The sequence below is a fragment of the Kutzneria buriramensis genome (assembly GCF_003387475.1).
GTDB classification, from domain to species: domain Bacteria; phylum Actinomycetota; class Actinomycetes; order Mycobacteriales; family Pseudonocardiaceae; genus Kutzneria; species Kutzneria buriramensis.
This window is the reverse complement of sequence record NZ_QUNO01000001.1, coordinates 525,478-547,848: the sequence shown is the minus strand read 5'-3', so window position 1 is coordinate 547,848 and position 22,371 is coordinate 525,478. Positions and strand designations below refer to the sequence as shown.

23 protein-coding genes are annotated in these 22,371 nt (G+C 68.0%); 3 read left to right on the top strand and 20 right to left on the bottom strand.

The genetic code is table 11. The features are described 5' to 3' along the window. Nucleotide 1: 1 nt before the first annotated feature. The 18 genes from rplE to rpsL all read right to left on the bottom strand — a co-directional run bounded on the left by rplE (nucleotide 2) and on the right by rpsL (nucleotide 11,441). Nucleotides 2–565, bottom strand: a complete 564-nt coding sequence (rplE, locus tag BCF44_RS02610; RefSeq protein WP_116172412.1) for a 50S ribosomal protein L5 — start codon at nucleotides 563–565, stop codon at nucleotides 2–4. Between the two features lie 2 nt (nucleotides 566–567). Further along, nucleotides 568–882 (bottom strand): 50S ribosomal protein L24, encoded by a 315-nt coding sequence (rplX, locus tag BCF44_RS02605; RefSeq protein ID WP_116172411.1) that lies wholly within the window; start codon nucleotides 880–882, stop codon nucleotides 568–570. Next, nucleotides 882–1,250 (bottom strand): 50S ribosomal protein L14, encoded by a 369-nt coding sequence (gene rplN, locus BCF44_RS02600; protein WP_116172410.1) that lies wholly within the window; start codon nucleotides 1,248–1,250, stop codon nucleotides 882–884. Before rplN ends, rplX begins: the two co-directional genes overlap by 1 nt. 61 nt (nucleotides 1,251–1,311) lie before the next feature. After that, a complete protein-coding gene (gene rpsQ / locus BCF44_RS02595; RefSeq protein WP_116172409.1) occupies nucleotides 1,312–1,587 on the bottom strand; it encodes a 30S ribosomal protein S17 in 276 nt (91 codons plus the stop codon). Beyond that, nucleotides 1,584–1,832: a 50S ribosomal protein L29 gene (rpmC, locus tag BCF44_RS02590; protein WP_116172408.1), complete on the bottom strand. Its 249-nt coding sequence runs from the start codon at nucleotides 1,830–1,832 to the stop codon at nucleotides 1,584–1,586. Before rpmC ends, rpsQ begins: the two co-directional genes overlap by 4 nt. Beyond that, nucleotides 1,832–2,251 (bottom strand): 50S ribosomal protein L16, encoded by a 420-nt coding sequence (gene rplP, locus BCF44_RS02585; protein WP_116172407.1) that lies wholly within the window; start codon nucleotides 2,249–2,251, stop codon nucleotides 1,832–1,834. Before rplP ends, rpmC begins: the two co-directional genes overlap by 1 nt. A gap of 3 nt (nucleotides 2,252–2,254) precedes the next feature. Then, a complete protein-coding gene (gene rpsC / locus BCF44_RS02580; RefSeq protein ID WP_116172406.1) occupies nucleotides 2,255–3,091 on the bottom strand; it encodes a 30S ribosomal protein S3 in 837 nt (278 codons plus the stop codon). Then, complete coding sequence (gene rplV, locus BCF44_RS02575) at nucleotides 3,091–3,504, bottom strand: 50S ribosomal protein L22 (protein ID WP_116172405.1); 414 nt, start codon at nucleotides 3,502–3,504, stop codon at nucleotides 3,091–3,093. The genes rpsC and rplV overlap by 1 nt, the downstream gene beginning before the upstream one ends. A 32-nt stretch (nucleotides 3,505–3,536) precedes the next feature. After that, nucleotides 3,537–3,818 carry a 30S ribosomal protein S19 gene (gene rpsS / locus BCF44_RS02570; RefSeq protein ID WP_033384221.1) on the bottom strand — a complete coding sequence of 94 codons (282 nt, stop codon included), beginning with the start codon at nucleotides 3,816–3,818 and terminating at the stop codon, nucleotides 3,537–3,539. Nucleotides 3,819–3,836: 18 nt separating this feature from the next. Continuing rightward, nucleotides 3,837–4,670, bottom strand: coding sequence for a 50S ribosomal protein L2 (gene rplB, locus BCF44_RS02565; protein ID WP_116172404.1), 834 nt, complete (start codon nucleotides 4,668–4,670; stop codon nucleotides 3,837–3,839). A gap of 23 nt (nucleotides 4,671–4,693) precedes the next feature. After that, on the bottom strand, nucleotides 4,694–4,993 hold the full coding sequence (gene rplW / locus BCF44_RS02560; RefSeq protein WP_043721514.1) for a 50S ribosomal protein L23: 300 nt from the start codon (nucleotides 4,991–4,993) through the stop codon (nucleotides 4,694–4,696). A 3-nt stretch (nucleotides 4,994–4,996) separates the two neighbouring features. Then, nucleotides 4,997–5,677 (bottom strand): 50S ribosomal protein L4, encoded by a 681-nt coding sequence (rplD, locus tag BCF44_RS02555; protein ID WP_116172403.1) that lies wholly within the window; start codon nucleotides 5,675–5,677, stop codon nucleotides 4,997–4,999. After that, nucleotides 5,677–6,327 carry a 50S ribosomal protein L3 gene (gene rplC / locus BCF44_RS02550; RefSeq protein WP_116172402.1) on the bottom strand — a complete coding sequence of 217 codons (651 nt, stop codon included), beginning with the start codon at nucleotides 6,325–6,327 and terminating at the stop codon, nucleotides 5,677–5,679. The genes rplD and rplC overlap by 1 nt, the downstream gene beginning before the upstream one ends. A 28-nt stretch (nucleotides 6,328–6,355) precedes the next feature. After that, the gene (gene rpsJ, locus BCF44_RS02545; protein WP_003938093.1) at nucleotides 6,356–6,661 is read right to left on the bottom strand and encodes a 30S ribosomal protein S10; all 306 of its coding nucleotides are present in this window, start codon (nucleotides 6,659–6,661) and stop codon (nucleotides 6,356–6,358) included. A 415-nt stretch (nucleotides 6,662–7,076) separates the two neighbouring features. Continuing rightward, on the bottom strand, nucleotides 7,077–8,270 hold the full coding sequence (gene tuf, locus BCF44_RS02540; protein WP_116172401.1) for an elongation factor Tu: 1,194 nt from the start codon (nucleotides 8,268–8,270) through the stop codon (nucleotides 7,077–7,079). Between the two features lie 136 nt (nucleotides 8,271–8,406). Then, complete coding sequence (gene fusA / locus BCF44_RS02535) at nucleotides 8,407–10,506, bottom strand: elongation factor G (RefSeq protein WP_116172400.1); 2,100 nt, start codon at nucleotides 10,504–10,506, stop codon at nucleotides 8,407–8,409. Between the two features lie 90 nt (nucleotides 10,507–10,596). Continuing rightward, a complete protein-coding gene (gene rpsG, locus BCF44_RS02530) occupies nucleotides 10,597–11,067 on the bottom strand; it encodes a 30S ribosomal protein S7 (protein ID WP_116172399.1) in 471 nt (156 codons plus the stop codon). Continuing rightward, nucleotides 11,067–11,441: a 30S ribosomal protein S12 gene (gene rpsL, locus BCF44_RS02525; protein WP_025361387.1), complete on the bottom strand. Its 375-nt coding sequence runs from the start codon at nucleotides 11,439–11,441 to the stop codon at nucleotides 11,067–11,069. The genes rpsG and rpsL overlap by 1 nt, the downstream gene beginning before the upstream one ends. 482 nt (nucleotides 11,442–11,923) lie before the next feature. On the opposite strand from rpsL, the gene BCF44_RS02520 reads away from it, so the two are divergent. The 3 genes from BCF44_RS02520 to BCF44_RS02510 are packed head-to-tail and all read left to right on the top strand — an operon-like array spanning nucleotide 11,924 to nucleotide 14,669. Beyond that, a complete protein-coding gene (locus BCF44_RS02520) occupies nucleotides 11,924–12,577 on the top strand; it encodes a YbaB/EbfC family nucleoid-associated protein (RefSeq protein ID WP_170217303.1) in 654 nt (217 codons plus the stop codon). Then, nucleotides 12,577–13,425 carry a WXG100 family type VII secretion target gene (locus BCF44_RS02515; protein WP_116172397.1) on the top strand — a complete coding sequence of 283 codons (849 nt, stop codon included), beginning with the start codon at nucleotides 12,577–12,579 and terminating at the stop codon, nucleotides 13,423–13,425. Before BCF44_RS02520 ends, BCF44_RS02515 begins: the two co-directional genes overlap by 1 nt. Further along, entirely contained in the window at nucleotides 13,422–14,669 is a 1,248-nt protein-coding gene (locus BCF44_RS02510) for a WXG100 family type VII secretion target (protein ID WP_116172396.1), read from the top strand. Before BCF44_RS02515 ends, BCF44_RS02510 begins: the two co-directional genes overlap by 4 nt. 115 nt (nucleotides 14,670–14,784) lie before the next feature. On the opposite strand, the gene BCF44_RS02505 is transcribed toward BCF44_RS02510, so the two are convergent. Together BCF44_RS02505 and rpoB are read right to left on the bottom strand one after the other, a co-directional pair. After that, complete coding sequence (locus BCF44_RS02505; protein WP_116172395.1) at nucleotides 14,785–18,684, bottom strand: DNA-directed RNA polymerase subunit beta'; 3,900 nt, start codon at nucleotides 18,682–18,684, stop codon at nucleotides 14,785–14,787. Between the two features lie 93 nt (nucleotides 18,685–18,777). Next, complete coding sequence (rpoB, locus tag BCF44_RS02500; protein ID WP_116172394.1) at nucleotides 18,778–22,257, bottom strand: DNA-directed RNA polymerase subunit beta; 3,480 nt, start codon at nucleotides 22,255–22,257, stop codon at nucleotides 18,778–18,780. Nucleotides 22,258–22,371 lie beyond the last annotated feature (114 nt).

The window sequence follows — 22,371 nt, the reverse complement described above, 5'->3', positions numbered from 1 at the left end:
CTCAGTTCTCCTTGAACGGGAAGCCGAGGTGCTTGAGCAGCGCCCGACCCTCGTCGTCGTTGGTGGCCGTGGTCACGACGGTGATGTCCATGCCACGGGGACGGTCGATCGAGTCGGGGTCGATCTCGTGGAACATCGACTGCTCGTTCAGCCCGAACGTGTAGTTGCCGTTGCCGTCGAACTGCTTGCCCGACAGGCCGCGGAAGTCGCGGATACGGGGCAGCGCGATGGTGAGCAGGCGGTCCAGGAACTCCCACATGCGGTCGCCGCGCAGCGTGACGCGCGCGCCGATCGGCATGCCCTCGCGCAGCTTGAACTGCGCGATGGACTTGCGGGCCTTGCGGACCTCGGGACGCTGGCCGGTGATCGTGGCCAGGTCGCGGACCGCGCCCTCGATCAGCTTGCCGTCGCGGGCGGCGTCGCCGACGCCCATGTTCACGACGACCTTCACGACACCCGGGATCTGCATCACGTTGTCGTAGGTGAACTGCTCCTGCAACGCCGCGACGATCTCGCTGCGGTACCGGGTCTTCAGCCGCGGCAGGACCTTCTCAGTAGTCGTCATGATCAGATGTCCTTACCGTTGCGGCGGGAGACGCGCACGCGCCGACCGTCGTCGTTCGTGCGGTAGCCGACGCGGGTCGGCTTGCCCTCGGAGTCGACGACCATCACGTTGCTCACGTGGATCGGCGCCTCCTGGGTCACGATGCCGCCGGACTGGGCACCGCGCTGGGTCTGGGTGATCCGGGTGTGCTTCTTGATCCGGTTCACGCCCTCGACCAGCACGCGGTCGTTCTCCGGGTAGGCCTGGATGACCTTGCCCTTCGCGCCCTTGTCCTTGCCCGCGATGACCACGACCGTGTCGCCCTTGCGCACCTTCATCACAACACCTCCGGCGCGAGCGAGATGATCTTCATGAACTTCTTGTCACGCAGCTCGCGGCCGACCGGGCCGAAGATGCGGGTGCCCCGCGGCTCGTTGTCGGGCTTGATGAGCACCGCGGCGTTCTCGTCGAACCGGATGTACGAGCCGTCCGGACGACGCCGCTCCTTGACGGTGCGAACGACGACGGCCTTGACGACGTCGCCCTTCTTCACACCGGCGCCGGGGATGGCGTCCTTCACGGTGGCGACGATGATGTCGCCGATGCCCGCGTAACGACGCGAGGAGCCACCGAGCACGCGGATGCAAAGGATCTCCTTCGCACCGGTGTTGTCGGCGACCCGCAGTCGCGACTCCTGCTGAATCACTTACAGCTCCTGACCATCGATGGCCTGCCAGATTTCCGACCTGACAGGCTCGGTCTGCTTGTTACTTGGCCTTCTCGAGGACCTCGACCAGCCGCCAGCGCTTGGTGGCCGACAGCGGACGGGTCTCCATCAGCAGCACGCGGTCGCCCACGCCGGCCACGTTCTCCTCGTCGTGCGCCTTCACCTTGGTGGTGGTGCGCAGCACCTTGCCGTACAGCGGGTGCTTCTTGCGGTCCTCGAGGGAGACGACGATCGTCTTCTCCATCTTGTTGGACACCACGAGCCCCTCGCGGACCTTGCGGTCGTTGCGGCTCACGGCCTCGTTGGTCTCACTCATGCGGCACCCTCACCAGTCGTAACGTCGTCGGGCGACACGGAAAGACCGAGCTCCCGCTCCCGCATCACGGTGTAGACGCGGGCGATGTCGTGACGGACCGTGCGCAGCCGGCGGTTGTTGTCCAGCTGGCCGGTGGCCATCTGGAAGCGGAGGTTGAACAGCTCCTCCTTGGACTCCCGAAGGCGCAGCACGAGCTCCTCGTCGGTGAGCTCACGCAGCTCCGCGGCGTTGGTACCCGCTGCCATCAGAAGTCACCACCCTCACGCGTGACGATCCGGCACTTCAGCGGCAGCTTGTGGATGGCGCGACGCAGCGCCTCCCGAGCGACCGTCTCGTTCGGGTAGCTCATCTCGAAGAGCACCCGGCCGGGCTTGACGTTGGCCACCCAGTACTCGGGCGAGCCCTTACCGGAACCCATGCGGGTTTCCGCCGGCTTCTTGGTCAGGGGGCGGTCCGGGAAGATGTTGATCCAGACCTTGCCGCCACGACGGATGTGCCGGTTGATGGCGATACGAGCGGACTCGATCTGCCGGTTGGTCACGTAGGCCGGCTCCAGCGCCTGGATGCCGAACTCGCCGAAGGTGACACGCGTGCCACCCTTGGCGGCACCAGCCCGCTTGGGGTGGTGCTGCTTGCGGTGCTTGACCCTACGCGGGATGAGCACTACTCAGCCCTCCCCATTGCCAGTGTTCGTCGGCTCGGCGGCCGGGGCCTCGGACGCGGCGGCGGCGTTCGCCTCGGCGGCCGCGCGGCCGGCCTCGGTGCTCGTCGCCGTGGTGCCGGCCGAGCCGGAACGGCGGGCCCGGTTCGGACGCTCGCGCCGCTGCTGCGGGCGGTCGTTGCCGGCCGGGGCCGCGGTGTCGCGCGACCGGAAGCCGCCGACCACGTCACCCTTGTAGATCCACACCTTCACGCCGATGCGGCCGAAGGTGGTGCGGGCCTCGAAGAAGCCGTAGTCGATGTCCGCGCGCAGCGTGTGCAACGGGACGCGACCCTCGCGGTAGAACTCCGAGCGGGACATCTCGGCACCGCCGAGACGGCCGCCGCACTGCACCCGGATGCCCTTGACCTGCGGCGAGCGCATGGCCGACTGCATGGCCTTGCGCATCGCGCGCCGGAAGGACACGCGGTTGGACAGCTGCTCGGCGGTCACCTGCGCGACCAGCTGGGCGTCCGACTCGGGGTTCTTGACCTCGAGGATGTTCAGCTGGACCTGCTTGGCGGTCAGCTTCTCCAGCTCGCCCCGGATGCGGTCGGCCTCGGCGCCGCGGCGGCCGATGACGATGCCCGGACGGGCGGTGTGGATGTCGACGCGGACCCGGTCCCGGGTGCGCTCGATCTCCACCTTGGAGATGCCGGCCCGCTCCATGCCCTTGCCGAGCATCTTGCGGATCTTCACGTCCTCCGCGACGTACTCCGCGTACTGCTTGTCGGCGTACCAGCGGGACTTCCAGTCGGTGGTGATACCAAGGCGGAAGCCGTGCGGGTTGATCTTCTGACCCACTACTGGGCCCCCTTCTTGGCTCGAGACTTGCCGGCCTTCTTCTCGACCGGACGGGACTCGACCTCGATCGTGATGTGGCTCGTCCGCTTGCGGATCCGGTAGGCCCGGCCCTGCGCGCGCGGCCGGAACCGCTTCAGCGTCGGCCCCTCGTCCACGTACGCGCTGGACACCCACAGGGTGTCGCGGTCGAGGCTGAGGTTGTTCTCGGCGTTGGCCATGGCGCTCGCGAGCACCTTGGCCACCGGCTCGCTCGCCGCCTGCGGCGCGAACTGGAGCACGGCCAGGGCCTCCGTGGCGTTGCGGCCACGGATGAGGTCGACCACTCGGCGTGCCTTCATGGCGGTCAGGCGGACGTAGCGGGCCCGCGCCACGGCGCGCGGCAGCTCCTCCGCGCCGGTCGCGTTGTCAGCCATTGCTTGTTACCCCTTGCTCTGTCCGTGCCCGCTCAGCGGCGGCGCGACTTCCGGTCGTCCTTGATGTGACCCTTGAAGGTCCGAGTCGGGGCGAACTCGCCCAACTTGTGACCCACCATGGCCTCGCTGACGAACACCGGAACGTGCTTGCGGCCGTCGTGCACCGCGATGGTGTGCCCCAGCATGTCGGGGATGATCGTCGACCGGCGGGACCAGGTCTTGATCACGGTCTTCTTGCCCGACTCGTTGAGGGCGTCCACCTTCTTGAGCAGGTGGTCGTCAACGAAGGGGCCCTTCTTCAGGCTGCGTGGCATCCTTCACTCCCTTCCTGCTCAGCGCTTCTTACCGGTGCGACGACGCCGGACGATGAGCTTGTCGCTTGCCTTGCGGCGGCGGGTACGGCCTTCGGGCTTGCCAGCGGGGTTCACCGGGTGGCGACCGCCGGAGGTCTTGCCCTCACCACCGCCGTGCGGGTGGTCGACCGGGTTCATGGCGACACCACGCACCGTGGGCTTGCGGCCCTTCCAGCGCATGCGGCCGGCCTTGCCCCAGTTGATGTTGGCGTGCTCGGAGTTGCCGACCTCGCCGACCGTGGCGCGGCAGCGCACGTCCACGTTGCGGATCTCGCCCGAGGGCATCCGCAGCTGGGCGTACGGGCCGTCCTTGGCCACCAGCTGCACCTTCGCGCCGGCGGAGCGGGCGATCTTCGCGCCGCCGCCGGGGCGGAGCTCGATCGCGTGCACCACGGTGCCGACCGGGATGTTGCGCAGCGGGAGGTTGTTGCCCGGCTTGATGTCCGCGCGCGGACCGTTCTCGATCGTGTCGCCCTGCGCGAGCCGGTTCGGCGCGATGATGTAGCGCTTCTCGCCGTCGGCGTAGTGCAGCAGCGCGATGCGCGCGGTGCGGTTGGGGTCGTACTCGATGTGCGCGACCTTGGCCGGCACGCCGTCCTTGTCGGCCCGACGGAAGTCGATCAGGCGGTAGGCCCGCTTGTGACCGCCGCCCTTGTGCCGAGTGGTGATCTTGCCGTGCGCGTTGCGGCCGCCACGACCGTGCAGCGGACGCACGAGCGACTTCTCCGGCGTCGACCGAGTGATCTCGGCGAAGTCGGACACGCTCGCACCGCGACGGCCTGGCGTCGTCGGCTTGTACTTGCGAATGCCCATGTCAGATCAGCAGTCCTCAGTCATCAGGCGGTCGGGCCGCCGAAGATCTCGATCGCCTTGCTCTCCGCGGAGAGGGTGACGATCGCGCGCTTCGTGTCCTTGCGCTTGCCGAAGCCGGACCGGGTCCGCTTCCGCTTGCCCTGGCGGTTGATCGTGTTGACGCTCAGGACCTTGACGCCGAAGACCTTCTCGACCGCGATCTTGATCTGCGTCTTGTTGGCGTCCGGGGCCACCAGGAAGGTGTACTTGTTCTCCTCGAGAAGGCCGTAGCTCTTCTCGGAGATCACCGGCGCGAGCAGGATGTCCCTGTGGTCGGGGATCATTGGTCAGACCTCCTCGGTCAGCTCGGACGAGCGGGCCGTGGCCTTGACCGAACGACCCTTGGCCGGGCCGGCGATGAACAGCTCGTACGCGTCCTTGGTGAACACGATGTCGTCGTTGACCAGCACGTCGTAGGTGTTCAGCTGGTCCGGCGCGATCGGGTGCACGTTGTCCAGGTTGCGCACCGACAGCCAGTCCTGCTCCTCGAAGCGGCCCAGCACGACCAGCGTGCGGCGCGACTCCGTGATCGCGGCGAGCGCGACGCGAGCGGCCTTGGTGGACGGCTTGTCGCCCTCGACCAGGGAGCTGACCACGTGCAGTCGACCCGCGCGGGCGCGGTCGGACAGCGCGCCGCGCAGCGCGGCGGCCTTCATCTTCTTCGGCGTCCGCTGCGAGTAGTCACGCGGCTGCGGGCCGTGCGAGATGCCACCGCCGGCGAACTGCGGGGACCGGGTCGAACCCTGGCGGGCGCGGCCGGTGCCCTTCTGGCGGTACGGCTTCTTGCCACCGCCGCGGACGTCGCCGCGGGTCTTGGTGGCGTGCGTGCCCTGGCGGGCCGCGGCCAGCTGGGCCACGACGACCTGGTGCATCAGCGGGATGTTCGCCTGCACGTCGAAGATCTCGGCGGGCAGCTCGACGCTGCCGGCAGCCTCACCAGAGGCGTTGCGAATGTCCAGCGAGGTCATCAGGCACCGCCCTTCGCGGCCGTCTTGACGAACACCAGGCCGCCCTTGGGGCCGGGGATGGCGCCCTTGATGAGCAGCAGGCCGGACTCGGCCTCCACCTGGTGCACGGTCAGGTTCTGGGTGGTGACGCGGGCGTGGCCCATGCGGCCGGCCATGCGCACACCCTTGAACACGCGGCCCGGGGTGGCGCAGCCGCCGATGGAACCCGGCGAGCGGTGCTTGCGCTGCACGCCGTGGCCGGCGCCCAAGCCCTTGAAGCCGTGGCGCTTCATGACACCGGCGTAGCCCTTGCCCTTGCTGGTGCCGACCACGTCGACGACCGAGCCGGCCGGGAACACCTCAGCGGTGATCTCCTGACCGACCTCGTAGGTGTCGGCGTCGGTGGTGCGCAGCTCGGCGACGTGGCGACGCGGCGTCACACCGGCCTTGGCGAAGTGACCGGCGCGGGGCTTGTTCACCTTGCGCGGGTCGATGGCGCCGAAGGCCAGCTGGACGGCGGTGTAGCCGTCCTTCTCCTCGGTACGGATCTGGGTGACGACATTGGGCCCGGCCTTGACGACCGTGACCGGCACAACCCGGTTCTTGTCGTCGAAGACCTGGGTCATGCCGAGCTTGGTGCCCAGGATCCCCTTGATCTGCTTGTCAGACATGAGTTCGTTACTCTCCGCCGCCGCGCGCTTACTGGATGTTGACGTCGACGCTGGCCGGCAGGTCGATGCGCATGAGCGCGTCGACCGTCTTCGGCGTCGGGTCGAGGATGTCGATCAGCCGCTTGTGCGTGCGCATCTCGAAGTGCTCGCGCGAGTCCTTGTACTTGTGCGGCGAGCGAATGACGCAGTAGACGTTCTTCTCGGTCGGCAGCGGCACCGGCCCGACGACCCGAGCGCCGGTGCGCGTCACGGTCTCGACGATCTTGCGCGCGGACGCGTCGATCGCCTCGTGGTCGTAGGCCTTGAGCCGAATGCGGATCTTTTGTCCCGCCATGATGGCTTGCCGTTCCTCTTCTCGTACCGCTGCGGGCTGACTCGTGACGGGCCGGGGCCCAGCTCGGTGCCGCTCCCCTATTCACGAGTCAAATGTCATCAGGTGCCGGGGCCCTCCGGTCCACGCGGTCGGGCGTGTCGCCTTGACAGGGACACAGCTCCGACGCGCACACCAGCCCTACTGGTCCTTGTTCAGTCCCGGTAGGCGGGGGTCCGGTCAGACCCATACACCCAGGCCATTGCAGGCCCGTGTGGGTGCCGGCTTCTCGCAGCAGGGCGGCTGGTACGCGAACGAGCCAGCCGCCTCTGCAACGAGCAACCCGTTAAGGATGCCACACGTGCGTGCGGCGTCCAAATCGGGGCCGGCGTAGTGAGGGCCAGGTAACAAATGAATGTCACCTGGCCCCCACCGCGAATTACTTGGTGATCGTCTCGACGGTGCCGGCACCGACGGTGCGGCCACCCTCGCGGATGGCGAACCGCAGGCCCTCGTCCATGGCGATCGGCTGGATCAGCTTCACGCTCATGTTCGTGGTGTCGCCCGGCATGACCATCTCGGTGCCCTCGGGGAGGGTCACGACGCCGGTCACGTCGGTGGTGCGGAAGTAGAACTGCGGCCGGTAGTTGTTGAAGAACGGCGTGTGCCGGCCACCCTCGTCCTTGGACAGGATGTAGACGTTGCCCGTGAACTCGGTGTGCACCGTGGTGGTGCCCGGCTTGATCACGACCATGCCGCGCTCGACGTCCTCGCGCTTGACACCGCGGAGCAGCAGCGCGGCGTTGTCACCGGCGCGGCCCTCGTCGAGGAACTTCTTGAACATCTCGATGCTGGTGCAGGTCGTCTTGAAGCCCTTCTCGCGAATGCCCACGACCTCCACCTCCTCGTTCACCTTGACCACACCGCGCTCGATGCGGCCGGTGACGACGGTGCCACGACCGGTGATGGTGAAGACGTCCTCGACGGGCATGAGGAACGGCTTCTCGACCTCACGGACCGGCTCCGGGACGTTCTCGTCCACGGCGTCCATGAGCTCCAGCACCGACTGGGCCCACTTCTCGTCGCCCTCGAGGGCCTTGAGGCCGGACACGCGCACGACCGGAGCGTCGTCGCCGGGGAACTCCTGGTCCGAGAGCAGCTCGCGGACCTCGAGCTCGACGAGCTCCAGGATCTCCTCGTCGTCCACCATGTCGGCCTTGTTCAGGGCCACCACGATGTAGGGCACACCGACCTGGCGGGCCAGCAGCACGTGCTCGCGGGTCTGCGGCATCGGGCCGTCGGTCGCGGCGACCACCAGGATCGCGCCGTCCATCTGGGCGGCACCGGTGATCATGTTCTTGATGTAGTCCGCGTGACCGGGGGCGTCGACGTGCGCGTAGTGGCGCTTCTCGGTCTGGTACTCGACGTGCGAGATGTTGATCGTGATGCCGCGCTGCTTCTCTTCCGGCGCCTTGTCGATCTGGTCGAACGCGAACGCGGCGTTCAGGTCCGGGTACTTGTCGGCCAGAACCTTGGTGATCGCCGCCGTCAGCGTGGTCTTGCCGTGGTCGACGTGACCGATGGTGCCGATGTTGACGTGCGGCTTGGTCCGCTCGAACTTCGCCTTCGCCACTGGATTGTCCTCCTGGACTTGTGTTGCTTCCGCCGGGCCGTTCTGTGGTTGGTCGGCCCGGCGGTTACGTCAGGGTCGGTTGGGTGGCAGCCCGGGGATCGCTCCCCGGGCGACCGGTGAAAGCTGCGGGGCCGAACTACTCCCCGGTCGCCTTCGCGATGATTTCCTTCGCCACGTTGGTCGGAACCTCGGCGTAGGAGTCGAACAGCATCGTGTAGTTCGCCCGACCCTGGGTCTTGGACCGCAGGTCGCCGACATACCCGAACATCTCCGACAGCGGCACCAGCGCCTTCACGACACGGGCCCCACTGCGCTCCTCCATCGCCTGGATCTGACCACGGCGGGAGTTCAAGTCGCCGATGACGTCGCCCATGTAGTCCTCGGGCGTGGTCACCTCGACAGCCATCACCGGCTCCAACAGCACCGGGTCGGCCTTCCGAGCGGCTTCCTTGAGCGCCATCGAACCGGCGATCTTGAAGGCCATTTCGGAGGAGTCGACCTCGTGGTAGGCACCGTCCAGCAGCGTCACCTTGATGCCGACCAGCGGGTAGCCCGCCAGCACGCCGTACTGCATCGCGTCCTGGGCGCCGGCGTCGACCGAGGGGATGTACTCCCGCGGGATGCGGCCACCCGTGACCTTGTTGTCGAACTCGTAGAGCGCACCGTCGGTGCTCTCCAGCGGCTCGACGTCGATGAGCACCTTGGCGAACTGGCCGGAGCCACCGGTCTGCTTCTTGTGCGTGTAGGAGTACTTCTCCACCTTGCGGCGGATGGTCTCCCGGTAGGCCACCTGGGGCTTACCGATGTTCGCCTCGACCTTGTAGTCGGACTTCATCCGGTTGACGAGCACCTCGAGGTGCAGCTCGCCCATGCCGGCGATGATCGTCTGGCCGGTCTCCTCGTCCAGCTTGACCTGGAAGGTGGGGTCCTCCTCGGCCAGCTTCTGGATCGCGGTGCCCAGCTTCTCCTGGTCGGCCTTCGTCTTCGGCTCGATCGCCACCGAGATGACCGGGTCCGGGAAGGTCATGGACTCCAGCACGATCGGCTGCTGCGGGTCGCACAGGGTGTCACCGGTCGTGGTGTCCTTCAGACCGATGGCCGCGTAGATGTGGCCGGCGCTGGCGACCTCGACCGGGTTCTCCTTGTTGGAGTGCATCTGGAAGAGCTTGCCGATGCGCTCCTTGCGGTCCTTGGTCGAGTTGATGACCTGGGAGCCGGCGTTGAGCTTGCCCGAGTAGACCCGGATGTAGGTCAGCTTGCCGAAGAACGGGTGCGCGGCGATCTTGAACGCCAGCGCCGCGAACGGCTCGTCCGCGGACGGCTTGCGCGAGGCCGGCGTCTCGCCGTCCTGGAGCGTGCCCTCGACCGGCGGCACGTCCAGCGGCGACGGCAGGTAGTCGATGACGGCGTCGAGCATGGGCTGCACGCCCTTGTTCTTGAACGCCGAGCCGCACAGCACCGGGTAGGCGATGCGGTCGGTCACGATCTTGCGGATGCCCCGCTTGATCTCCTCGACCGTCAGCTCCTCGCCACCGAGGTAGCGCTCCATCAGCTCGTCGTCGGTCTCGGCGACGGCCTCGATGAGCTTCTCGCGGTACTCCGCGGCCAGCTCGGCCAGGTCGGCCGGGATCTCCTCGACGGTGTAGTCGTCGCCCTTCTGGACCTCGCCGTGCCAGGTCAGCGCGCGCATCTGGACCAGGTCCACGACGCCGATGAAGTCGTTCTCGGCGCCGATGGGCAGCTGGATCGGCAGCGGCGTGGCGCCGAGCCGCTCCTGGATGGTGCGGACGGTGAAGTAGAAGTCCGCGCCGAGCTTGTCCATCTTGTTGACGAAGCAGATGCGCGGGACGTCGTACTTGGTCGCCTGCCGCCAGACCTGCTCGGACTGGGGCTCGACGCCCTCCTTGCCGTCGAACACGGCCACCGCGCCGTCCAGGACCCGCAGCGAGCGCTCGACCTCGACGGTGAAGTCGACGTGCCCCGGCGTGTCGATGATGTTGATCTGGTGGTCGTTCCAGAAGCAGGTGGTCGCGGCGGACGTGATGGTGATGCCGCGCTTCTGCTCCTCCTCCATCCAGTCCATCGTCGCCGCGCCGTCGTGGACCTCACCGATCTTGTAGTTGATCCCGGTGTAGAACAGGATCCGCTCGGTGGTGGTGGTCTTTCCCGCGTCGATGTGGGCCATGATCCCGATGTTGCGGACCTTGGCCAGGTCAGTGAGCACTTCCTGTGCCACGGGTGTCTTCCTTGCTGTTCGTGCGGCTGTGGTCGGTGCGGGTGGCGCCGATCCGTTGCGGCCGGCTCGTGCAAGCCGGCCGCGCCCGAATCACCAGCGGTAGTGCGCGAAGGCCTTGTTGGACTCGGCCATCTTGTGGGTGTCCTCGCGGCGCTTGACGCTCGCGCCGAGACCGTTGCTGGCGTCCAGCAGCTCGTTCATCAGGCGCTCGACCATGGTCTTCTCGCGACGCTGCCGGGAGAAGGTGATCAGCCAGCGCAGCGCCAGCGTGGTGGAGCGGCCGGGCTTGACCTCGATCGGCACCTGGTAGGTGGCGCCACCGACGCGGCGGCTCTTCACCTCGATGGCCGGCTTCACGTTGTCCAGCGCGCGCTTGAGCGTGACGACCGGGTCGGTGCCGGTCTTCTCGCGGGCGCCCTCCAGGGCCTGGTAGACGATCCGCTCGGCGACCGAGCGCTTGCCGTCCACGAGGACCTTGTTGATGAGCTGGGTCACCAGCGGGGAGCTGTAGACCGGGTCAGAGATCAGCGGCCGCTTCGGGGCCGGGCCCTTGCGGGGCATCAGCTCTTCTCCTTCTTCGCGCCGTAGCGGCTGCGCGCCTGCTTGCGGTTCTTCACGCCCTGCGTGTCCAGCGAGCCACGGATGATCTTGTAGCGGACACCCGGCAGGTCCTTCACACGACCGCCACGGACGAGCACCATCGAGTGCTCCTGGAGGTTGTGGCCCTCACCCGGGATGTAGGCCGTGACCTCGATGCCGCTGGTCAGCTTCACGCGGGCGACCTTGCGCAGCGCCGAGTTCGGCTTCTTGGGCGTAGTGGTGTAGACGCGGGTGCAGACGCCGCGCCGCTGCGGGCTCCCCTTGAGAGCCGCGGTCTTGGTCTTCGCGACCTTGTCCTGGCGGCCCTTGCGGACCAGCTGCTGGATCGTGGGCATAGACCGGCTGCTTCTTCCGTTCGCGTCTTGGCGTCCTCGCGGGCGCCGTGGACTCTGTGTACTTGGCCCCTCCGTCCCCCGAGGTCGGGCGTGTCGCCCGCTCACGGGACCCGCGAGAGACCAACCAGCATGTCCCAACGGTTTCCGGAGGACTTCCGTCGCCCTGAGGTCGACGCAGCCAGAGACTGCCATCCACAGGCACGCGGAGCGGCCCGACATGGGTCGGGCACGGATAACAAAGATACCTTCCCCGCGGCCCGAGGGTCAAAACGGGGGTCGGACGCACACCGGACACGCGTGTCGCGCGTGGCGTGTCGCACTGTCCCAAGATCACGAAGGAAGATCGGCGAGGGCCGCTCCATTCCTCGCGACAAGCATAGTCGATCGCGTGTTCGAGCCCGTTCCGGGTCATTTGCCGGACGGTGACCGGCGCGATGCGGTATGTGTTTACCCGGCACCACCGACACGGGGAGAACCGGGGCATGAATCAGGACACCGCCGCGCGCATCGAGGCGTTTCAGCGCAATGTGGCCCAAGCGGAAAAGGACGTCGACCGCTTCGATCAGATGCGGGAGGAGATCGTCGCCATCGAGGCGACGGAGACTTCCCGGGACGGCGCCGTCAGCGTCGTCGCCGGCCCGTCCGGCGCGGTGCGGTCGATCACCATCAGCCCCTCCGCGATGAGCATGTCGGCCCAGGCCTTGTCCCGGCTGGTCACCACCACGTTCCAGCAGGCGGTGGCCAAGGCCGCCCGCCAGCAGGCGGAGATCGTGCAGCGCTACGCCGGCGACCGCACCGACATCGCCGACCGGGTGAACAAGGTGCAGGAAGAGCTGGCCAACCCGCCGGAGCCGCAGGCCGACGCCTGGCACGACGCGCCGCCGCGGCCCCAGGTCCAGCCGCCCGCGCCGGCCGGCTACGCCCCGCCCCGGCACGCTCCCGCGCCGCAGTACGGCGGCCCCCAGCACGCTGCGCCGCCGGCCCGTCCGGAGTACGCCGACGACCCGGCGCCGCGCACCTTCATGACCGGCGACGCCCCGGCGCGCCCGGCCGCGCCGGCCCCCCGGCCCGCGGCCCGGCCGCGGCCCGTGGACGACGACGAGGAGTTCCGGTTCGGTTCGGAGGACTCGTTCTGATGGCCGACGGATTCAACGTCAACACCGAGGAACTGGCCCAATGCGGCCAGCGCGTCTCGTCGATGTCCAGCCAGGCCGAGTCGCTGCACGGCCGGGCCACCGCCGCCGAGGTTCCGGGCACCTCGTGGGGACTTCTCGGTGAAATGACCACCCACAGCAAGTACGCGGATATGCAGAACCAGCTCACCGATCATCTGTCGAACATGACCAGTGGGCTGAGCAACGCCGGGCAACGCATTTCCAACACGGCGGATCTGTACCGGGAGACCGACGAGCACCACAAGAAGCAGATCGAGCAGTCCGGCGGCGACCCCGGCGATCCGGGCAAGGTCGATCCCGGCCAATCCGGCGGTCCCCAGGGCCCGACCAAGGTCGACGGCGGCCCGGTCCCGGGTGGCGGTCACCCGCCGACCGGCATCGGCGAGCACGGCGGCGCCCCGGGCACCGGCGGCCCCATCGGCGGCCCCGGCACCGGCGGCCCCATCGGCGGCCCGGGCGCGGGTGGCCCGGTCGGCGGTCCGCCGCCCACCGGTCTGCCGACGACCCTGCCCCGGCCGACCACGCCGCCCGACCCCGGCCAGGCCCCCGGCGGCCAGCCCGGCGGCGCCGGCAAGATCACCATCGAGGTGGAGGGCGGCGGCCCGGTCAGCGTCGAGGTGACCGGCGAGGCCAAGGAGGACGTCGAGGTCAAGGGCGACATCCAGGCCGCCGACGGGCAGACCCAGCACGTCGACGTGCACGCCCAGACCGATGCCGCCGGCCACGCCAAGGTGTCCCTCCAGGACCCGTCGGCCTACCAGCACATGAGCGGCACGCTGCTCCCGAACACCCCTGAGGAGCAGGCATGAGCTCCCTGCCCACCGGCCAGTCCGATGTGCTCGACGAGATCTACGGCACTGGCAACGACGTGCACGCCACCGTCACCGAGATCGAGCAGTACTCGGCCGAGTCCAGCGACTCCGGCGGCATCGACCCGCTGAACACGCTGATCAGCAAGGGCCTCGGCTTCGTCATCGACTACATCGAGCCGGTCAAGGAGGCGCTGGAGCTGGTCACCGGCAGCCCCGACGCGCTGAACGCGGCCGCCGAGACGTACTCGCAGCTGTCCGCCGACATCGACCAGCTCGGCCAGCAGCTGCACGACGAGCTGACCAACGGCTTCGCCAGCTGGCAGGGTGACGCGTCCGACACCGCGCACCAGCAGATGGCGTCCTTCCTGGACGGCATCCACGGCACCTCGACGCTGGCCGGCTACATGGTCCAGCTGCTCAAGGCCAGCGCGCAGATGATGCAGGCGGCCAAGGACATCATCATCGGCATCCTGGCCGACTTCGTCGAGCAGATGCTGATCACCTGGGCGGTAGGCCTCGCCGGCACCATCTTCACCTTCGGCCTGTCCGACGCGGCGGCGACCGCGGCCACCGTCACCGAGGCCGGCGTCGCCGTCGGCAAGGCCGGCGCCGCGGTGACCAAGGTCGGCAAGCTGATCGAGAAGGTCGGCAAGCTGCTCGAGAAGATCATGGAGATGATCCGCAAGATCGCGCAGCTGCTGAAGAAGGTCGCCGGCAGCGTGCAGAAGCTGGGCGGCAAGATCGGCAAGATCGGCGAGGACATCGCCAAGGACGCCGGCAAGCTGGGCAAGGCCGTCGGCAAGGGCATCGGCAAGGCCGGCGACAAGGTGATGGAGGTCGGCGCCAACGTCGGCAAGATCGGCTCCCGGGTCGACGAGGCCGGCACCACCGTCGGCAACATGGCCGAGCACGTCGTCGCCCGCGACGGCAAGGGCCTGGTCGGCGACGTCAAGCAGCTCGGCGAGGACTGGGACCACATCACCGGCACCGCCAAGAAGGTGTTCGGCAGCAGCGAGAAGGCGGCCGAGGCCGGCTCGTCCGGGGAGAAGGAGGACGAGGGCTTCGACTGGAAGGGCGAGATCAAGGACGGCGCCAAGGAGATCTACTCCACGGCGAAGGAGACCATGGACAACGTCCAGGAACCCGAGCAGTCCAGTGAGGACATCGACTCCGAGCTGACCGTCGGCAGCGGCGGCTCGAACTACGAGCGCGAGTCGGGGATGAACCGGCCCGTCTACTGAGGACTGTGCTTTCGCCGCGCGTTCCGCGCGGGACGGTTCGCCCGCCACCGACACCACATAGCCGAAGGGCCGGGATGCTTCCGCATCCCGGCCCTTCGGTTTCAGCTCGGCTACCTCAGCGGTAGTCGCGACCGAAGTCGTAGTCGTCCAGCGGAACCGCCGCACCCGTGCCGGTGCCGAAGACGTCCGGCGTGTAGTAGCCGTCGTCGTACGACGGGATCGCGTAGGCCGCGGCCCGCGCCTCCTCCGTCGGCTGCACCTGGATGTTGCGGTAGCGGTTGATACCGGTGCCGGCCGGGATCAACTTACCGATGATGACGTTCTCCTTCAGGCCGATGAGCTTGTCGCTCTTGCCGTTGATGGCGGCGTCGGTGAGCACGCGGGTGGTCTCCTGGAAGGAGGCCGCCGAGAGCCACGACTCCGTCGCCAGCGAGGCCTTGGTGATACCCATCAGCACCGGACGACCCGAGGCCGGCTCGCCGCCCTCGGCCACCACGCGGCGGTTCGACTGCTCGAACTCGCTGCGCTCGATCGGCGCGCCCGGCAGGAACTCCGTGGCGCCCGAGTCGATGATGATCACGCGGCGGAGCATCTGCCGCACGATCACCTCGATGTGCTTGTCGTGGATGGACACACCCTGCGACCGGTACACCTTCTGCACCTCGTTCACCAGGTGCAGCTGGGCCTCGCGGGGACCCATCACGCGCAGCACCTCGTGCGGGTCCGGGGTGCCCTCGAGCAGCTGCTGGCCGACGGACACGTGGTCGCCGTCCTGCAGCGGGCCGTCCGGGGTGATGGCCAGGCGCTGACGCTTCGACAGCTTGTCGAAGATGATCTCCTCGCTGCCGTCGTCCGGCACCAGGGTGATCTTCCAGAACCGGTCGCCGTCCTCGATCCGCACGCGGCCGTCGACGTCGGCGATCGGCGCCTTGCCCTTGGGCACGCGGGCCTCGAAGAGCTCCTGGACACGCGGCAGACCCTGGGTGATGTCGTCCGCGCCGGTGGCGCCACCCTGGTGGAAGGTACGCATGGTCAGCTGGGTGCCGGGCTCGCCGATCGACTGGGCGGCCACGATGCCCACCGCCTCGCCGACGTCCACCAGCTTGCCGGTGGCCATCGAGCGGCCGTAGCAGCTGGCGCACACGCCGACCGCCGACTCGCAGGTCAGCACGGAGCGGACCTTGACCCGGATGGTGCCCACCCGGATCAGCGTGTCCAGGGCCGGGTCGCCCAGGTCGGCGCCGCGGTTGAGCACCACGTTGCCGTCCGAGTCGGTGATGTCCTCGGCCAGCGAGCGCGCGTACACGCTGGTGCGCGCGTACTCGTGCATCACGACCTTGTCGCCGACCTTCTCGCCGACGGTCATCATCACGCCGCGGTTGGTGCCGCAGTCGATCTCGCGGATGATCACGTCCTGCGAGACGTCCACCAGACGACGGGTCAGGTAACCCGAGTCGGCGGTCTTCAGCGCGGTGTCGGCCAGACCCTTGCGGGCGCCGTGCGTGGCGATGAAGTACTCCAGCACCGACAGGCCCTCGCGGAACGAGTTCTTGATCGGCCGCGGGATGTACTCGCCCTTCGGGTTGGTCACCAGACCACGCATGCCGGCCAGCGACCGGACCTGCGTCATGTTGCCGGCCGCGCCGGACTTGACGATGACCCGGATGGAGTTGTCCTCGGGGAAGGCCGTCTCCATCAGCTTGGCGACCTCGTCGGTCGCCGACTGCCACACCTTGACCAGCTCGTTGTTGCGCTCGGCGTGGGAGAGCTGACCGCGCTGGTAGCGCTTCTCCACGGCCTCGGCCTTGCCCTCGTACTCGTTGAGGATGGCCTTCTTCTCCTCGGGCACGAGCACGTCGGAGATGGCGACCGTCACACCCGAGCGGGTGGCCCAGTAGAAGCCGGCGTCCTTGAGCTTGTCCAGCGTCCGCGCCACCGTCACCATCGGGTACCGCTCGGCGAGGTCGTTGACGATCTCGGACTGCCGCTTCTTCGGCATCTCCTCGTTGATGAACGGGTAGTCCGCCGGCAGCAGCTCGTTGAACAGCACCCGGCCCAGGGTGGTCTCGGCCAGCCACGGCTGACCGGGCTCCCACTCCTCCGGCTCCATGCCGCGGCCCGGCACCTGGTCGTTCAGCCGCACCTTGATCGGCGCCTGGAGGCCGATCGCCTTGCGGTCGAACGCCATGATCGCCTCGGCGACCGAGGAGAACGCCCGGCCGGCGCCCTCGGCGTCCGGCTTGATCCGGGTCAGGTGGAACAGACCCGTGACCATGTCCAGACGCGGCATCGCCAGCGGCCGCCCGGAGGCGGGCGACAGGATGTTGTTGCTGGACAGCATCAGGATCCGGGCCTCGGCCTGCGCCTCCGCCGACAGCGGCAGGTGGACCGCCATCTGGTCGCCGTCGAAGTCGGCGTTGAACGCCTCACAGACCAGCGGGTGCAGCTGGATGGCCTTGCCCTCGACCAGCTGCGGCTCGAAGGCCTGGATGCCCAGCCGGTGCAGCGTGGGGGCGCGGTTGAGCATCACCGGGTGCTCGGTGATGACCTCTTCCAGCACGTCCCACACGGCCGGACGAGCCCGCTCCACCATGCGCTTGGCCGACTTGATGTTCTGCGCGTGGTTCAGGTCGACCAGCCGCTTCATCACGAACGGCTTGAACAGCTCGAGCGCCATCGCCTTGGGCAGGCCGCACTGGTGCAGCTTCAGCTGCGGGCCGACCACGATGACCGAACGGCCGGAGTAGTCGACGCGCTTGCCGAGCAGGTTCTGACGGAACCGGCCCTGCTTGCCCTTGAGCAGGTCGGACAGCGACTTGAGCGGGCGGTTGCCCGGGCCGGTGACCGGCCGGCCGCGGCGGCCGTTGTCGAACAGCGCGTCGACGGCCTCCTGGAGCATGCGCTTCTCGTTGTTGACGATGATCTCGGGCGCGCCGAGGTCGATCAGTCGCTTCAACCGGTTGTTCCGGTTGATCACCCGGCGGTACAGGTCGTTCAGGTCGGAGGTGGCGAACCGGCCACCGTCGAGCTGGACCATCGGCCGCAGGTCCGGCGGGATCACCGGGATGCAGTCGAGCACCATGCCCATGGGCGAGTTGCGGGTCTGCTGGAACGCCGCCACGACCTTGAGCCGCTTGAGCGCGCGCAGCTTCTTCTGGCCCTTGCCGCTGCGAATGGTCTCCCGCAGGATGTCGGCCTCGGCGTCGACGTCGAAGTCCTTGGCCAGCTGCTGGATCGACTCCGCGCCCATCGAGCCGGTGAAGTAGTCGCCGTAGCGGTCGACCAGCTCGCGGTAGAGCAGCTCGTCGGCGATCAGCTGCTTGGTGTCCAGCTTGGTGAAGGTGCTCCAGATCTCGTCGAGCCGGTCCAACTCGCGCTGGGCCCGGTCGCGGAGCTGGCGCATCTCCCGCTCGCCGCCCTCCTTGACCTTGCGGCGCACGTCGCTCTTGGCGCCCTCGGCCTCGAGCTCGGCCAGGTCGGCCTCGAGCTTCTGGGCGCGGGCCTCCACGTCGGCGTCGCGACGGTTCTCGACGCGCTTGCGCTCGACCTGCATCTCGCTCTCGAGCGTGGGCAGGTCGTTGTGGCGCAGCTCGCCGTTCACCGAGGTGATGACGTAGGCGGCGAAGTAGATGATCTTCTCGAGGTCCTTGGGGGCCAGGTCGAGCAGGTAGCCCAGCCGGCTCGGGACGCCCTTGAAGTACCAGATGTGGGTGACCGGCGCGGCGAGCTCGATGTGGCCCATCCGCTCGCGGCGCACCTCGGCGCGAGTGACCTCGACGCCGCAGCGCTCACAGATGATGCCCTTGAAGCGGACGCGCTTGTACTTGCCGCAGTAGCACTCCCAGTCCCGGGTCGGACCGAAGATCTTCTCGCAGAAGAGTCCGTCCTTCTCGGGCTTGAGGGTGCGGTAGTTGATGGTCTCGGGCTTCTTGACCTCGCCGTACGACCACTGGCGGATGTCGTCGGCCGTGGCGAGGCCGATGCGGAGCTCATCGAAGAAGTTGACGTCGAGCACGTCGGCTCTTCTCCCCTTCGGGTTGATTGCTGCCTGGGGGTCGGGACGCTGACTCCGGCTTTTCGGGGGTGACCGGAGTCAGCGTGGCGAAGGTCAGTTCACGACGTCGTCGACGGACGGCGACTCGTTCCGGGAGAGGTTGATGCCGAGGTTGGCGGCCGCCCTCTCCAGGTCCTCGTCGTCGCCGTCGCGCATCTCGATCGCGGCGCCGTCGCTGGAGAGCACCTCCACGTTGAGGCAGAGGGACTGCAGCTCCTTGAGCAGCACCTTGAACGACTCCGGCACCCCGGGCTCGGGGACGTTCTGGCCCTTGACGATGGCCTCGTACACCTTCACGCGGCCGAGCTTGTCGTCCGACTTGATGGTGAGCAGTTCCTGCAGGGTGTATGCGGCGCCGTAGGCCTGCATGGCCCAGCACTCCATCTCACCGAAGCGCTGGCCACCGAACTGCGCCTTACCACCCAGCGGCTGCTGCGTGATCATCGAGTACGGGCCGGTCGAGCGGGCGTGGATCTTGTCGTCGACCAGGTGCAGCAGCTTGAGGATGTACATGTAGCCGACCGACACCGGGAACGGGTACGGCTCGCCGCTGCGCCCGTCGAACAGGGTGGCCTTGCCCTCCTGGCTGACCATGCGCTCGCCGTCCCGGTTGGGGCGGGTCGAGCCGAGCAGGCCGACGATCTCCTCGACCTTGGCGCCGTCGAACACCGGCGTGGCGGTGTTCGTGTTCGGCTCCACCTCGTAGAGCTCCTCCGGCAGCTTGGCGGCCCATTCCGGGTCGCCCTCGATGCTCCAGCCCTGCTTGGCGATCCACCCGAGGTGGGTCTCCAGCACCTGGCCGATGTTCATACGGCGGGGCACACCGTGCGTGTTCAGCACGATGTCCACCGGCGTGCCGTCCGGCAGGAACGGCATGTCCTCGGCCGGCAGGATCTTGCCGATGACGCCCTTGTTGCCGTGGCGGCCGGCGAGCTTGTCGCCGTCCTGGATCCGGCGCTTCTGGGCGACGTAGACGCGGACCAGCTCGTTCACGCCCGGGGGCAGCTCGTCGTCGTCCTCGCGGCTGAACACGCGGATGCCGATGACCTTGCCGGTCTCGCCGTGCGGCACCTTCAGCGAGGTGTCGCGGACCTCGCGGGCCTTCTCACCGAAGATGGCACGCAGCAGGCGCTCCTCCGGGGTCAGCTCGGTCTCGCCCTTCGGCGTCACCTTGCCGACGAGGATGTCGCCGTCGCGCACCTCGGCGCCGATCCGGATGATGCCGCGCTCGTCGAGGTCGGCCAGGACCTCCTCGGAGACGTTCGGGATGTCCCGGGTGATCTCCTCGGCGCCCAGCTTCGTGTCGCGCGCGTCGATCTCGTGCTCCTCGATGTGGATCGAGGTGAGAACGTCGTCCTGGACCAGGCGCTGGGACACGATGATCGCGTCCTCGTAGTTGTGGCCCTCCCACGGCATGATCGCGACGAGCAGGTTCTTGCCCAGCGCCATCTCGCCGTTCTCGGTGCACGGCGCGTCCGCGATCACCTGGCCGTGCTCGACCCGGTCGCCCTCGTTCACGATGGGCTTCTGGTTGATGCAGGTGCCCTGGTTGGAGCGGCGGAACTTGTGCATCGCGTAGGTCTGGCGGCTGCCGTCGTCGGCCATCACCGTGATGAAGTCCGCCGACAGCTCCTCGACCACGCCGGACTTCTTGGCGATCACCACGTCGCCCGCGTCCACCGCGGCGCGCAGCTCCATGCCGGTGCCGACCAGCGGCGACTCGCTGCGCAGCAGCGGCACGGCCTGGCGCTGCATGTTCGCGCCCATCAGGGCGCGGTTGGCGTCGTCGTGCTCCAGGAACGGCACCATGGCGGTCGCCACCGACACCATCTGGCGCGGCGAGACGTCCATGTAGTCCACGTCGGCCACGTCGGCGAGGTCGGTCTCGCCGCCCTTACGGCGGACCATGACCCGGTCCTCGAGGAAGTTGCCGTCGTCGTCGATCGGCGTGTTGGCCTGCGCCTTGACGAAGCGGTCCTCCTCGTCCGCGGTCAGGTAGTCGATCTGGTCGGTGACCCGGCCGTCGACGACCTTGCGGTACGGGGACTCGATGAAGCCGAACGGGTTGACCCGCGCGAACGAGGACAGCGAGCCGATCAGGCCGATGTTCGGGCCTTCCGGCGTCTCGATCGGGCACATCCGGCCGTAGTGCGAGGGGTGCACGTCGCGGACGTCCATGCTGGCGCGCTCACGCGAGATGCCGCCGGGGCCCAGCGCCGACAGGCGGCGCTTGTGGGTCAGGCCGTCCAGCGGGTTGGTCTGCTGCATGAACTGCGACAGCTGCGAGGTGCCGAAGAACTCCTTGATCGCGGCCACCACCGGCCGGATGTTGATCAGGGTCTGCGGCGTGATCGCCTCGACGTCCTGGGTGGTCATGCGCTCGCGCACGACCCGCTCCATGCGGGACAGGCCGACCCGGATCTGGTTCTGGATCAGCTCGCCCACGGTGCGGACGCGACGGTTGCCGAAGTGGTCGATGTCGTCGACCTCGACCGGGATCTCCTGCTCGTTGACCGTCATCGAGGTCTCGCCGGCGTGCAGCCGGACCAGGTACTCGATGGTGGTGACGATGTCGTCCTCGGTCAGCACGCCGGTGGACACCGGGAAGTTCAGGCCCAGCTTCTTGTTGACCTTGTACCGGCCGACCTTGGCCAGGTCGTAGCGCTTCTCCTTGAAGAACAGGTTCTCCAGGAGCGCCTGCGCGCTCTCCTTGGTCGGCGGCTCGCCCGGACGCAGCTTGCGGTAGATGTCCAGCAGCGCCTCGTCGGGGCCGGCGGTGTGGTCCTTCTCGAGCGTGGCCAGCAGCGTCTCGCTGAACGAGAAGCGCTCGCGGATCTGCTCGGTGGTCCAGCCCAGCGCCTTCAGCAGCACGGTGACCGGCTGGCGGCGCTTGCGGTCGATGCGGACACCGACGGTGTCGCGCTTGTCGACGTCGAACTCCAGCCAGGCGCCGCGGCTCGGGATGATCTTGACGTTGAAGACGTCCTTGTCGGTCGTCTTGTCGATCGCCGAGTCGTAGTACACACCGGGGGAGCGCACGAGCTGGGAGACCACGACCCGCTCGGTGCCGTTGATGATGAACGTGCCCTTGTCCGTCATCATCGGGAAGTCACCCATGAACACCGTCTGGCTCTTGATCTCGCCGGTGGTGTGGTTGGTGAACTCCGCCGTGACGAACAGCGGGGCCGCGTACGTCATGTCCTTGTCCTTGCAGTCCTCGACGGAGGCCTTGACCTCGTCGAAGCGCGGGTCGGAGAAGGACAGCGACATGGAACCGGAGAAGTCCTCGATCGGGGAGATCTCGTTCAGCACCTCTTCGAGGCCACCCGTCGGGGCCTCGTCACCGGCGTCCACCCGGCGCTGGAACCAGGCCTCGTTGCCGGTGAGCCACTCGAACGAGTGGTTCTGCATTTCGAGGAAGTTCGGGGCGGACAGCGGCTCGCTGATCTTCGCGAACGAGACGCGCCGGGGCGCTCCGGGAATTCCGGTGGAGTTGGTCGCAGCAGTGGCCTTGGTCGCGCGGGAGACTGCCAAGATGCGTCCTTCCAGGGACTGATGTACTGGCGGCAGCCGCGTCAGCAGGGACTAACGCGTCTGTCAAGGGTGCGTGGCTCCCCGAATCCCGTGCTCTCGGCGAAGGGCAAACGG